The 12,505-nt window shown below is 60.8% G+C and carries 13 protein-coding genes; 9 read left to right on the forward strand and 4 right to left on the reverse strand.

Translation table 11 applies throughout. From position 1 onward, the window contains the following. The first annotated feature begins 25 nt into the window (after positions 1 to 25). The 5 genes from AOT96_RS07425 (at position 26) to AOT96_RS07445 (ending at position 4,584) form a co-directional block, all read left to right on the forward strand. Complete coding sequence (locus AOT96_RS07425; protein WP_065352782.1) at positions 26 to 1,231, forward strand: MFS transporter; 1,206 nt, start codon at positions 26 to 28, stop codon at positions 1,229 to 1,231. Positions 1,232 to 1,333: 102 nt separating this feature from the next. Beyond that, a complete protein-coding gene (locus AOT96_RS07430; protein WP_003939850.1) occupies positions 1,334 to 2,002 on the forward strand; it encodes a FadR/GntR family transcriptional regulator in 669 nt (222 codons plus the stop codon). Between the two features lie 21 nt (positions 2,003 to 2,023). Beyond that, a complete protein-coding gene (locus tag AOT96_RS07435; protein WP_225320164.1) occupies positions 2,024 to 2,452 on the forward strand; it encodes a hypothetical protein in 429 nt (142 codons plus the stop codon). Positions 2,453 to 2,571: 119 nt separating this feature from the next. Next, on the forward strand, positions 2,572 to 3,936 hold the full coding sequence (locus tag AOT96_RS07440; protein ID WP_065351512.1) for an HNH endonuclease signature motif containing protein: 1,365 nt from the start codon (positions 2,572 to 2,574) through the stop codon (positions 3,934 to 3,936). 99 nt (positions 3,937 to 4,035) lie between these two features. Next, on the forward strand, positions 4,036 to 4,584 hold the full coding sequence (locus AOT96_RS07445) for an SMI1/KNR4 family protein (RefSeq protein ID WP_230793204.1): 549 nt from the start codon (positions 4,036 to 4,038) through the stop codon (positions 4,582 to 4,584). A 13-nt stretch (positions 4,585 to 4,597) separates the two neighbouring features. On the opposite strand, the gene AOT96_RS07450 is transcribed toward AOT96_RS07445, so the two are convergent. After that, a complete protein-coding gene (locus AOT96_RS07450; RefSeq protein ID WP_156778933.1) occupies positions 4,598 to 5,833 on the reverse strand; it encodes a hypothetical protein in 1,236 nt (411 codons plus the stop codon). 687 nt (positions 5,834 to 6,520) lie between these two features. Here AOT96_RS07450 and AOT96_RS07455 point away from each other — a divergent pair. From AOT96_RS07455 to AOT96_RS07465, 3 genes are all read left to right on the forward strand, one after another. Then, complete coding sequence (locus tag AOT96_RS07455; protein ID WP_065351514.1) at positions 6,521 to 7,225, forward strand: TetR/AcrR family transcriptional regulator; 705 nt, start codon at positions 6,521 to 6,523, stop codon at positions 7,223 to 7,225. Beyond that, complete coding sequence (locus tag AOT96_RS07460) at positions 7,222 to 7,959, forward strand: SDR family oxidoreductase (RefSeq protein ID WP_050655985.1); 738 nt, start codon at positions 7,222 to 7,224, stop codon at positions 7,957 to 7,959. The genes AOT96_RS07455 and AOT96_RS07460 overlap by 4 nt, the downstream gene beginning before the upstream one ends. A gap of 82 nt (positions 7,960 to 8,041) precedes the next feature. After that, positions 8,042 to 9,349: a serine hydrolase domain-containing protein gene (locus AOT96_RS07465; protein WP_047269434.1), complete on the forward strand. Its 1,308-nt coding sequence runs from the start codon at positions 8,042 to 8,044 to the stop codon at positions 9,347 to 9,349. A 19-nt stretch (positions 9,350 to 9,368) separates the two neighbouring features. On the opposite strand, the gene AOT96_RS07470 is transcribed toward AOT96_RS07465, so the two are convergent. The 3 genes from AOT96_RS07470 to AOT96_RS07480 form a co-directional block, all read right to left on the reverse strand. Next, a complete protein-coding gene (locus tag AOT96_RS07470; protein ID WP_003943056.1) occupies positions 9,369 to 10,205 on the reverse strand; it encodes a DUF1206 domain-containing protein in 837 nt (278 codons plus the stop codon). Positions 10,206 to 10,266: 61 nt separating this feature from the next. Next, on the reverse strand, positions 10,267 to 10,668 hold the full coding sequence (locus AOT96_RS07475; RefSeq protein ID WP_020971062.1) for a hypothetical protein: 402 nt from the start codon (positions 10,666 to 10,668) through the stop codon (positions 10,267 to 10,269). A gap of 58 nt (positions 10,669 to 10,726) precedes the next feature. Further along, the gene (locus AOT96_RS07480) at positions 10,727 to 11,698 is read right to left on the reverse strand and encodes a serine/threonine dehydratase (RefSeq protein ID WP_065351515.1); all 972 of its coding nucleotides are present in this window, start codon (positions 11,696 to 11,698) and stop codon (positions 10,727 to 10,729) included. A 167-nt stretch (positions 11,699 to 11,865) separates the two neighbouring features. On the opposite strand from AOT96_RS07480, the gene AOT96_RS07485 reads away from it, so the two are divergent. After that, entirely contained in the window at positions 11,866 to 12,504 is a 639-nt protein-coding gene (locus AOT96_RS07485; RefSeq protein WP_065351516.1) for an NAD(P)-dependent oxidoreductase, read from the forward strand. Position 12,505 lies beyond the last annotated feature (1 nt).

The raw sequence follows: 12,505 nt of genomic DNA on the forward strand, positions 1-12,505 counted from the left end.
CCTGAACGAAGGGATGCCCAAGGAGATGAAGAAGGGGCAAGTTGCATTTCTCACCGGCACACACGTCGTGAACGATCTGTACCAGGGGGCTGTGCCTGCGCTGTTGCCGTTCATGATGCTCGAACGCGGATATTCCTATTCCGCGGTCGCCGGAATCACGCTCGCCGCGACCGGACTATCCAGTGTCGTGCAACCTGCATTCGGCATGCTGGTCGATCGAAAGAGCCGAAACTGGCTGGTACCCACAGGTTTTGTGACGGCCGCAGCAGGCATTGTCGTGGCAGCGATGAGCACCACCTACATCGTCACTTGGCTGGCAATTGCCGTGGCCGGCATCGGCATCGCCGCATACCATCCTCCCGCCACAAATTTGGCACGCGCGGCTGGAGGTCATTCACAGAAAGCCATGAGCGTGTTCTCCGTGGGCGGTACGTTGGGCGCCTCGCTGGCGCCACCGCTTGTCACGCTCGTGGTTGGCTCACTCGGTTTGTCCGGCGGCTATCTACTCGCAGTTCCTGCAGTGGTGGCGGCTATTTGGTGGATGGTCGCCCAGTCGCGATCGGCCAACACGGGTGCGGCCGAGTCAGCCCAGTCGTTGAGTGCGCAACTGGCAGCGAACGGTCCCGTGTCAGACGATTGGCGCTCGTTCACACGACTCGTGCTGGTAACGGTCTGTTGGTCAATTCCGTACGTGACCACACTGTCGTTGGTCTCACCGTTCGTGCTCAACGCACTGAACGGATCGTCCTCGAGCGCTGCAATCGTGTTGTCCTCCTTCACATTGGCAGGAGCGGCCGGAACGCTACTGGGAGGAGTCCTCGCGGACCGTCGTGGTCGACGCGCATCCATCCGACTCGGCTACCTGCTTGCGGTACCTTCACTGGCACTGCTCGCTGCCGCCCCGCACGTCGCAGTTGCCGAATTGGGAATCGTCTGTCTCGGATTTGCTATGTTCCTGCCCTTCGCGCCACAGGTGACATTGGCGCAGGACTACCTACCGAATCGCCCCGGCACAGCAAGTGGGGTGACGCTCGGACTCGCGATGTCCGTGGGAGGCATCGCATCTCCGCTGTTCGGCTACCTGGCAGATCACTTCGGACCGCGCATGGCGATCGGGGCGACAACTGCAGTGCTGTTCGTCGGCGCCGTCATCGCATTCACCTTGCGCGATCGACGACTCGACCCGGAAGACGAGACGGAGCGCGAACTGGGCGTCATCGCCCTTCGATAAACCGAAAGACGGCCCCGTAGTCTGAAGATTCATCGGAGGACATGAAGTATTACTCGGTGAGCCGCTCCATTGCGGTTCACCGAGTCAGTCAGGAGCAGTCACATGGCAGTGCGCCAGATCAAGCAGCAGTCGCTGGTACAGAAAGCCGCGGACGAACTTGCGCGCCTCATCGGCGACGGCGAGTGGCCGGTCGGGACCAAAATCCCGAACGAGCAGGATCTGAGCACACTCCTCGGAGTCGGGCGTTCGACCGGCAGAGAGGCAGTTCGCGCACTGATCGCGTCGGGCCAGCTCTACTCGCATCAAGGGTCCGGCACCTACGTCATGTCCTCGACACCGGTCACAGAACTCGAGCGAGAACTCAAACGCTCGGACCGCCGCGAAGTCTACGAAGTACGCAGACTCCTGGAAGTGGAAGCGGGCCGCCTGGCTGCCATGCGCCGAACTTCGGCCGACGTCGATCTGTTACAGGCAGCACTCGAAGCCCGTGAAAATGCCTCGACACCAACAGAATTTGTCGACGCTGACATGGAACTACATCGCGCCGTGGTGAATGCTGCGCACAACAGCGTGCTGTCGATGGTGTTCGATTCATTCATCGAAACGCTCCGCAACTCGGCCCTGGACGTGATCACCGACGTCGCGGCGCGAGACCCCGAATCGATTGACGACGAAGCCGCTGCCCACCGAGATCTAGTGGAAGCCATCGTCGCGGGTGATGCCGACGCTGCCAGCGCGGCAACGCGCAGGAACATGGACGGGCTCGACTGACCCTCTCTATCGTTGTCAGGCATGACGTCCACATCGCTCCCTCCACGGGGTCTCCGGATCGGTCTGTCCGCCATCGCGTGGCTAAACCTGCTCTCTGCGCTCGTAGGAATGGCGGGCCTGACGATCGGCGGCGGGATGGGCCTGCCTCCTGAGTGGATCGAGGGAACCGTCTTCCCTTCATATTTCTGGCCCGGAATCCTCCTCGGCGTTGTCGTCGGAGGCATCCAGGCCGCCGCGCTCTTCGCTCAGCACAACAGGTTCCGTCTGACGTGGGGCCTGCACGCGGCCGCCGGCCTGACCATGATGATCTGGATCTTCGTCGAGATCGCCATCGTTCTCGCCTGGTCGCCGCTGCAGGGCATCTTCTTCACCACCGGACTAGTCCAGACGATCCTCGCCGTTCTCGCACTCGGCGCCTGGCCTCGCCCCTTCCTCCAACGAGTCGAGTAACGACGGAACCTGTCCTCGAACAACAGAATCACGACGGCCGGGCCCACCTCACCTTCTCGAATAAGCCCTTGACTCGAAAGTATGTTCGAGTATGATGGAAGGTGGAACGGGGGGTTCTCATGACGATCAACATCACCGACGAAGATACTGTCACCGACGTGGTCAACAACTCCGCCGTGGGTGTGCGCGGACGATTGTGGCGGCTTCACCCCAGCGACGTCCGCGAGATCGCCATCACCGCGTCAGCGGAAATCCTTCGCCTGGAAGCCATTCGAGTGGCCGCTGTCGACACCCTGACGTTGAACCCGGACGAACAAGTACTCTGCTACCGCGGCACCGGACAATGGCTCGCAAACCACACCATGCTGCAGATCTCCACCGGCAGAAGAATCGCAGCCCTGGGCAAAGCGCTACGGTCGTTTCCCGAGATCGAAGACCAATTCGATGCCGGTGACCTCACTTTCGAGCACGCAGCACTGATCGTGGCGTTCTGCGAATCCCCACCCAAGGCAATGCCCGACGCCGCACTACCGTACTGCCGCGACACACTCCTCGCCGCAGCATCCGGAACCGAAGCAACCACCGTCAAACTGCGCTACGCCATCAGCGTCCTCGAGCACATGTTCGAATCCGACGACCCACCACCAAGCGAAGACACCGACCGCAACGAACTGCGCATCTCCCCCACCCTCAACGGAAGAGTCGCCGTCCGAGGCGATTTCGACGGAATGACCGGCGAAATGCTTCTCTCCGCCCTCTCCAACCTCTCCATGCCCACCCCCGCCGAAGACGGCACACCCGACAAACGACCCGCCGCCACACGCAACGCAGACGCCATGGCAGAACTCATCCGACGCTACCTCGACAACGCTGCCACCGGCATCGACGGCGGCCAACGCCCACACCTGAACGTGCACATCAACGCCAAAGACCTGGCCTACCACCGTGAATGCGCCACAACGAGTGATGGCTCAACACCTGCCCCGTCCGAGGACGACGATCCCGGCATGCTCGATCTCGACTTTCACGATCTCGACAAACAAGATCTCGATGTCGGCCACATGCCCTGGATGGGACCACTGAGCGTCGGCCGCACCCGCATGATCGCCTGCGACTGCATGCTCTCCAGCGTCCTCCTCGACGGAAACGGTGCCCCACTCGACGTCACCCCACTCAAAAGGCTTGTCACCGCAGCACAACGAACCGCACTGATCGCCCGAGACAAAGGATGCGCCTTCCCCGGCTGCGACTGCGTCCCCGCCTGGACCGACGCCCACCACATCAAACACTGGGCCAAAGGAGGACCAACCGTCATGGACAACCTGGTCCTACTCTGCCGAACCCACCACACCCTGATGCACCGAAAACCCGGATTCACCGGCAAATGGGAAATCCGAATGGGCACCGATCACCTGCCCTGGTTCATCCCACCACCGGGCATCGACCCCGACCGGAAACCCCGCCGCTCCACCACACGACTCTGAACCCGGAGGTCACCGAGCAAACGCCTCGGTGACCCATTCCGGCGTGCTTCGATAGCCGGAAAGGGCGGCACGGTGTCCCCTATTGCTAGCGTTGAGCGTGTGTTTGCACAGGGAACCAACGCGCTGACGGTAGACGGCCGACCGACGCTCGCGCATATCGATTTTGCCCTTATGGATTCCTATCGATTTCCCGACCGGCAGGGCTTCCCCGATTCATATCGCGCATTCATCAGGCACGCAGGTTGGGCGCGGACCTTCGGACTCTGGCTCATCTATCCGCCCGTCCTTCCCGGATTTGCGGACGGCTGGCAAGGGCGCGCCCGCAACCTCACCGCCCATCTTCATTCGGTCTACAGAGAAGGACAGGATGACGAGTTCGATTGGATGATCGAACCCGACGGCGATTGGTCACTCCCCGACTCGCTGCAGGTTTTCGGATGGAGCGAAAACGGTGACGCCCTCCTGTGGGACACAGCATCACGCGACACCGACGGAGAGTTTCCGGTTTGGGAATCACGCTCGTTCAACTCTCTCCACCGTCTCGGCGGGAGCATCCACGAAGCACTACCGTCCATTCGCACCCGGGCTATGGGCCTGTTCGGACCTCGCACCTCCGACATAGAACCACTCCAGCCCACCGCGCTCTGATCTACACGTCCGGTCATTGATCGACGGTGAAGTCCCGAGCGATGCTCAGAGCTGCACCGCGCTCAGTTTCGACGTCGACAGTGACAGTGTAGGTGCCAGGATCGTAGATAGGGGTGTTGGTACCGAAGGCTCCGCCCCCTTGGCAGATGTTGAATCCGGTGTCGTCGTAGCGCGCGATTTCTGTTCCCTCACTGTTGGTAATTCGCGCGTGAGCTCTGCAGTATCCGAGGTCGCTGCCTTCTGGTCGGTTCAGCTTCCAGTGGTAATTGACGTCCACGTAGAAACGACCGTTGTTCTTGTGAACGTCCGAAATCTCGTAATGATCTGGCCCACGAGTGAACCCGAATCCGTTTGGGGTGATCTTCGTGATCAGTTCGAGAGTGGCGCCAGTATTGTTCGGCGACGGCGCAGTCGAGGTCGCGCGGACAGGTCCCCTACTTTCCAGGGTGTATTCGAGGTGATTGTCACCATTCATTTCGCCGGCGATTCCCGTGATATTGGCCATCAACTGACTCGGGAGCGCGGTGAACAGGGACGTGACGACACTCATCTTGTGCAGAATCCGACCTTGACTGTCGCCTACTGCGCCTGTCGCCCCGGCAAGTCCACATTGAGCGAGATCGCCGAGCACCTTGGTGAATTCGCCGACGCTGGCCTTACTCGGGTCAGTCAAACTCTCGTATACCGTCACCAAACAGTCGTAGGCAGATTTGGTCGCCTGAAATGCATCGACCAGTTCGTCTCCTTGGATCCCGTACATGTCGAGACCGGTAAGAATCGTCTCCAATTGTAGTGCGGCGGCATCGACATCGAGGCGGACGACTCCCGTGGCCGTGCCGGCAGGTAACACTAGTGTGCCAGCGCCTTTCGGGGTCAATAGTCCCGAATTCCCGCCACTTAAACTGGATCGAAGCAATACTGCAAGTTGATCAGTCCCTTGCAACGGCCCTTGATTCACGAATTGGCCGGGCGGTTGGGAATTGACTTCGTAATATTGTGCGGATTTCGTGGCAAAGTCGACGGCGATCCCTTCCTCGGCAGCGCGGAGGCAAGCAGCAACTACCCCCGATTTAGAGGCAGTGAGCGTGTATTTCATGCCTGCAAGGTCGAGTTCGCTTTTCTCAGAGCATAATTCATCGGATCCTCCTGCACTCGCCACCCATACCTGAGTGAAAGAGTCGGTGAGCACTTGCCCGACGTCGGTAAGGAGGACTTGGAAGCTGCTGAGGTGAGTGGTTGTAGTCGTCACGGATTTCGACACCGCGTTCCATTCGGCAGGAAGCAGGTCACTACTGACAGGATCATCGGAGTTGACCGCGACGATCGGTCGAACGGAATCGCTGATCTGTCGGACGATCTCGGGTTGTCCGGACAAGTCGAAGGTCAACGTGATCGGCTTCCTGGGCTGCAGTCCGTCTTCGAGAGTGAGCTGCGCCGGGATTGTCGAGACCAACTCTGCCGGAAAGACTTTACGGTTCGTCCCGACGCCACTCGATAGCGTGAGCGTGGTCCCGATATCCGCGACTCCCGCGGGCGCTGTTGCAGTGACACCGAGCTGACCGATCTTCCCACTGACCGATACACCGTCCTCGCCAACTTCAGCCTCGACGGGCCCATCACTTGCCGAGGCCTCGACAGTTGCAGTCACGGGCGCAGCTGTTGTCACGGGAGTGTCGGACGAACCACACGAGAGCAGCGGGAAGCACAGCATCGCCAACACGAAGACTATGACTGACCGAGCCGAAGGGTATTTCACCGGTAGAACCTCCTGAATTTTCGCTCCTGAGCAGGGACATGCCATCGACAGGGCGAACTCAGAGAGTTTTAACACGACTTGGGACTAGGTATCTGTAGTCCATCCAACGGACACCGACACACCAAAGCGCCTCTTCACCCCCGGTAGCGATGATCACATAATTCTGTTAGCGTTGTTTTTATGAGCTCGAGAGCAAAGATTCTGGCCGCGGCAACCGAGCTGCTCAACACCTCCCCCAACGGCGACATATCCACCCGCGCCGTGTGCGAGATGGCCGGCGTCGGCGCCCCCGCGCTCTACCGTCAGTTCGGCGACAAGGACGGACTGCTCGCAGCCGTCGTCGAGGCGGGCTTCTTCGAATACCTCGAAGGCAAACGGGCTGCGACACCTTCCGATGACCCCGTTGCCGATCTACGGGCCGGCTGGGATGCGCACACCGCCTTCGCGCTCGCGCATCCCGCTCACTACCGCTTGATGCACTCACCTTCCGCCCAGAGCGCCGACACCGCTCTGCAGGCCCAGGCGCTACTTCGATCCGTTCTCGAACGATGCGCTGCGGCAGGTGTTCTGACCGTATCGGTCGACGTGGCTACGCAGATGGTGATGTCCGCCAATGCGGGCGTCGCTCTGATGCTCGTCGTCAGGCCGGAACAGTACCCCGATCCGACGCTGTCACAGCGAGTTCGCGACGGAATCTTCGCGTCCATCATCGACGAATCCGACGCCCACCCGGAAACCTCACTCAACAGAGTTGCATCTACTCTCGACGCCCAACTGGCCGCCGCAGATTCAACTTCTCTCTCCGCCAACGAAGTCGGCCTACTACGAGAGTGGCTTCGCAAGCTGTCCGATGCAACTGAAACCAGTTCAGGAGTTACATCATGACTGACACCACCACCCGCGTCGCCATCGTCACCGGAGCTTCCGGCGGCATCGGGCGAGCGACTGCAGAGAAGCTCGCCGCCGACGGAATGGCTGTCGCCGTGCACTATTCAGGAAACATTCAACGCGCCCAGGAAACAGCTGACGCCATCGTCGCTGCGGGCGGTCGCGCCATAGCGGTGCATGCGGACGTCGCCGACGAAGGTGAAGTCGCCACACTGTTCGATACGGTCGAGGAGGAGTTCGGGGGCATCGACGTCGTCGTCCATGCAGCCGGAATCATGATTCTCTCCACCGTCGCAGAACTGAACTTCGACGATTTCGATCGGATGCATCGGACCAACGTCCGAGGGACCTTCGTGGTCGACCAGCAGGCAGCCAGACGTGTCCGGCGCGGTGGTGCGATCATCAATTTCTCCACCTCCGTGAAGAAGCTGGCTTTTCCGACTTATGCCGCGTACGCCGCCACCAAAGGTGCTGTCGACGCGATCACTCTGGTTCTCGCGAAAGAGCTACGGGGACGCGATATCACGGTCAACGCCGTAGCCCCAGGCCCCACGGCCACCGATCTGTTCCTTGACGGGAAAGACGAAGCTACAGTGGAGAACCTGTCCAAGCTGGCTCCCCTGGAACGCCTCGGCACACCGATGGACATCGCGGAGGCTGTCGCATTTCTCGCCGGCCCAGCTCGTTGGGTCAATGGCCAGGTCATCTACGTCAACGGCGGCGTGATCTAGCGAAACCATCGCCTAAGGACCACACCTTGGCAATTCCGACAAAACAGTCAAACCAGTCGACTTTGGTTGTAATGTGCAAACAATGGATAACCAGGATCGAGGGTCCGCCCGGACGTCACGACGACAGTTCATCAGCGTTGCAGGGCTGGCGGCAACCGCGGTCATAACCCTCGCGACCTCCTCGACCGCCGGCGCCGCCGGCCCCACGGCACCCAATCCAGGTTCGCGGGTCGGCGATCCTGCTGAAGCCCAAGCGGTGCAACGCGTCGCAGAGACACTGCTGAACAGCGGCGTTCCCGGCCTTGCCTTCGCTATCGTCAAACCGGATGAGAAGAACCGCAAGGCGAGTGTCACCACTACGTACCACTACGGCCAGGCCGACGTCGAAAACGGCGTGAGAGTCACTCCACGAACGCAATTCGAGATCGCCTCGGAGACCAAGACCTTCACCGCTGCACTACTGGCGAAACTGATCTCTCGGGGAGAAGTCGGATTGGACGACCTGGCGAGCAAGTATTCGGATGGCAACCCGCTGCCGAAAGGCATCGGCGGCGAGGAGATCACGCTTCGCCAACTGGTCACCCACCGTTCCGGCCTGAGCGACGACCCGCCCAATCTTTCGGCGGGGTGTGCCGATCCCACACGATCGTGCACGGACGAGAAGGCGAAGTACACCAGAAATATGCTCTGGAAAGGACTCCAAGACGCCGGCGCCTTGGAGTTCGCCCCCGGTAGCCACTGGCTGTACTCGGACTTCGGGTTCGGACTGCTCGGCACACTCATGGCCGACAAAATCATTCCGGGACAAGAGAAGCCACCATTCGCGGCGGCAGTCGCCCGCGAAATCACCGACCCGCTCGGGATGATGGGTACCGTGATCGAGACCAAAGCAACCGACCTTGCCGTTCCGTACTACCTCGACGGCACACGAGCGCCTCTGTGGAACAACACGGGTGCGATCGCAGGCGGGGGTGGGCTGGTCAGCACCGCCGAGGACATGTCGATCTGGGCTGCAACAACTCTCGGCTACGGAAACAACCCGCTCAAACCAGTCCTGACCTCGATGCTCGAGCAGATCGACACGCAAGCTCCGGAGAATCCTGCATTCGGAATGGGAATGGCGTGGCAGCTCCAACCCCCGACGCCGAACTTCCCACAACGGTTCGCCAAGAAAAACGGAGACAGCTCGGGATCCAACTGCATCACCCTGCTGGTTCCCGACAGCGGCTGGTCGATCACGATTCTGGCGAACGGTGGAAATGCGGCGATGATCGACCCTGCAGCCGTGAACCTGATGCATGATCTGGTTCCGAGACGACCGATATTCGGTAGCTCGACGGGAAGTTCGTCGGGCAGCGACGTCGGCTTCCAGACCGGGTCATTCGGATAGACCCACTTACCTACGGGCGCTACATCTTCGTCGAGCGTGCCATCACGAAGCAGTAGAGCCCGTAGGTGATGATGCCCAATCCGGCAAGGATCAGCAGCGCCACTCCGTACGGCTGCGCGCCCAGCGTCTTGAACGCTCCGTCGAGTCCGGAGGACTTGCCGGGTTCGGAACTGTTGACCGCAAGAAGAACCAGAATGCCGACTGCAGCGATGGCCAAGCCCTTGGCGACGTACCCGACGGTTCCGAGTCGGCGCACGAAGTTGCTGGGTGTGCCTTTCAGATCATCGAGGAAGTTCTGGCTCGCGCCCTTGTACACGTGGTACACACCAACGGCGATGATCGCGATCCCGCCGATCACCAATGCGATAGTTCCAAGCGTGTTCTCCATCAAACGCGCCGTGATCCCCGCACTCTGACCGCTGCTGGACTTCCCGCTACCGCGGGCGAATCCGAATGCAGTGAACGCAAAACCGAAATAGACGAGCGAAATGCCCAGAGCCTTTGCGCGGTTGAAGAACTCTTTCTTCTTGTCGTCAGAGGACGGCGACGACGAGCTTCCCAACGCAGCTTCGGCCAATCTCCACAACGCCATGGCAAGGAAGGCCACGACGCCGACCCACAGAGCGAAGACACCCCCTGGCTTTCCTGCCAACTCGGCCATCGCACCCGATTGGTCCGCAGACCCGGATCCACCGAGAGCAAGGCGGATCGCGATATATCCGATCAGCAGATGAACCACACCGCTGACGACGAATCCGGCACGGGCAAAGCGCTCGAAGACATTGTTCTGTGCGACGTCAGCCGCCGTGGACGCGACGCTCTTCTGGTCGTGCGGTGACGATTCTTTATTCATCATGATCGTCGAACCATATACGGGCAGACGCTTCCCTCGAACGCCTGCATCAAGTGTTTCGAGATCAAGGGTTTCGAGGGTTCTGATCCGGCGTCGACCGCGGTTCTTCGGGGTTGGGAACCTTGGGGTCGATCGTGTCTGCATGATCTCGTTGCTGGTTCAGTTCCTCGCGAGAACTCGTCGCCTCTTTCCGATGCTGCGCTGCATGATGTTGCAGCGCAGACGCTTCCGCCGCTTTGGCGTCGGCCTCTGCCTGCACCATGCGCGCTTTGGCTGCTGTCTCTTCTGCCCGCGCCTCGCGCTCGCCTACTTGCAGTGACTTGTCTGCGACGTCTTCGCGGATCTGTTCTGCCTCGATGTGACGACGCTCGTCACGCCTGTTTCGCGCCACCCACAGGAGTGCGGCCACGATCGCTATCACCACGACCACGGCAACAATTATCCAGATAATGCTGCTGGTACTCATACTGCGAGAGGTACCCACCTGCGACTTTCTCACACGCAGGCAAACAAATACGCTGAAATTACAGGTCGGTCGGATGTGTGTTGGCTCCGCATAGAACCACGCACAGTTCACCGTCGGACGGCGGCGACACCGTTCCGTTCAGAACCGGAGCCAATGCTGCTGCGGTTCCCAACTCCACCAGAATCCGGAACTCCCGCCACAGGAATGCCCGCGCTTGCCGGATCGAATCATCTTCGACCACAACACTGTCTACCGAACTCTCATGCAGTGTCTCCCAGGCAATGACGCCAATTCGTGTAGCCCCCAACGAGTCTCCGGCGATGCTGTTCACTTCGATATCCACCGGACGCCCCGCATCGAGCGAGGTGCGCAAGGTGGCAGCCCCGGTCGGCTCGACGGCTACCACGTGATCTTCGGGACGAGCCGCCGCGACGATTCCAGAGACCAATCCGCCGCCGCCGACTGCAACGCAATACGTGATCGGTCCGGATGCGTCGTCTTCGATCTCGAGAGCGATGGTGCCGGCCCCACTGACGATGTCCGGCAGGTCGTAGGCGTGCAGTTCGAGCGCACCGCTGGTGCGTGCGATGTCCGCCGCAGCGGCAGCAGCGAGTGCATACCGGTCGCCTACCTTGTGAACGGTTGCACCCAACTCTCCGAGAGCCTTCACCTTGGCATCAGGCGCTGTCTCCGGCACCACCACTGTGCAGGTGAGTCCTCGTCGCCGCGCTGCCCACGCGGCCCCGATTGCAGCGTTGCCGCCAGACGCGATCACCACGCCGGCATCGGGCATGGTGCCGTCGGCGACCGCTCGTTCCACTGCATTGAGACTGCCGCGCACTTTGAAGGAACCGCCGTGCTGGAGGTACTCGAGCTTGAACAGAACCGGTACCTCACCCTGTGGCGTCGGTAGCGCAGAGCGAAAGATCGGAGTACGCCGCGCCAGTCCTGCGATACGAGTCCGCGCAGCTTCGACGTCCGAGCGCTCGATTGCCACTGGACCTGCATTGTTGTCGGCGGTGAGAGTCATGTACCAACCCTACGGTTCGCAACGTCGACCCGAAGCAGTCGGCCCATCGTCATCATGATGTCTGTTTTTCACCAAGGAATGCCCGCATCTGACCGAGACAATGCACCTCGCTGTGAATAAATTTACTACTACAAGCACAACGACGACATCAAGGAAAGGCACACCCCATGTCGAAGATCGCAGTATTCGGTGGAAACGGTTTTGCAGGAAGCGCAATCGCGAAAGAAGCCGCTTCACGCGGCCACGAGGTAACCGTCGTCGCTCGCAGCGCGCAGTCCGGAACCGACACGAATGTCGTGCAGGGTTCTGTTCACGACAACACGATCGTGGAGCAGATCACGGCAGACAACGACGTCGTTGTCGTTGCCATCCCCGCTCGCGAGATCGACGGCAAGCGCCTGCTCGACGCCGTCACTCCCCTCGCAGATGCCGCCGCACGCAACGGTGCTCGCATTGCCGTAGTCGGTGGCGCCGGCAGCCTGTTGGTCTCCGAGGGTGGGCCACGCGTCGTCGACACCCCCGACTTCCCGGACGCATACAAGGGTGAGGCACTCGCTCACGCCGACGTCCTCGATGCGCTCCGCGCGACCGACAGCAATGTCGACTGGTTCTACGTGAGCCCGGCCGCGGCATTCGGCGCCCATGCCGGCATCGCTCCGAAGGGATCCTTCCAGGTGGGTGGCGACATCCTCCTGACGGACGCCGAGGGCAACTCCGCCATCGCGGGAGAAGACTACGCACACGCTTTTGTCGACGAGATCGAGACTCCGGCCCACCGTCGCCAGCGTTTCACCGTCGCACACTGAA

The organism is Rhodococcus sp. 008 (genome assembly GCF_001682295.1).
Classification (GTDB): Bacteria; Actinomycetota; Actinomycetes; order Mycobacteriales; family Mycobacteriaceae; genus Rhodococcus_F; species Rhodococcus_F qingshengii.

Excerpts from the sequence above, each read along its gene's own strand:
- AOT96_RS07425 (WP_065352782.1), top strand. The coding sequence starts at position 26 with ATGAAGAAGGGGCAAGTTGCATTTCTCACCGGCACACACGTCGTGAAC.
- AOT96_RS07430 (WP_003939850.1), top strand. The coding sequence starts at position 1,334 with ATGGCAGTGCGCCAGATCAAGCAGCAGTCGCTGGTACAGAAAGCCGCG.
- AOT96_RS07435 (WP_225320164.1), top strand. The coding sequence starts at position 2,024 with ATGACGTCCACATCGCTCCCTCCACGGGGTCTCCGGATCGGTCTGTCC.
- AOT96_RS07440 (WP_065351512.1), top strand. The coding sequence starts at position 2,572 with ATGACGATCAACATCACCGACGAAGATACTGTCACCGACGTGGTCAAC.
- AOT96_RS07455 (WP_065351514.1), top strand. The coding sequence starts at position 6,521 with ATGAGCTCGAGAGCAAAGATTCTGGCCGCGGCAACCGAGCTGCTCAAC.
- AOT96_RS07460 (WP_050655985.1), top strand. The coding sequence starts at position 7,222 with ATGACTGACACCACCACCCGCGTCGCCATCGTCACCGGAGCTTCCGGC.
- AOT96_RS07465 (WP_047269434.1), top strand. The coding sequence starts at position 8,042 with ATGGATAACCAGGATCGAGGGTCCGCCCGGACGTCACGACGACAGTTC.
- AOT96_RS07470 (WP_003943056.1), bottom strand. The coding sequence starts at position 10,205 with ATGATGAATAAAGAATCGTCACCGCACGACCAGAAGAGCGTCGCGTCC.
- AOT96_RS07475 (WP_020971062.1), bottom strand. The coding sequence starts at position 10,668 with ATGAGTACCAGCAGCATTATCTGGATAATTGTTGCCGTGGTCGTGGTG.
- AOT96_RS07480 (WP_065351515.1), bottom strand. The coding sequence starts at position 11,698 with ATGACTCTCACCGCCGACAACAATGCAGGTCCAGTGGCAATCGAGCGC.
- AOT96_RS07485 (WP_065351516.1), top strand. The coding sequence starts at position 11,866 with ATGTCGAAGATCGCAGTATTCGGTGGAAACGGTTTTGCAGGAAGCGCA.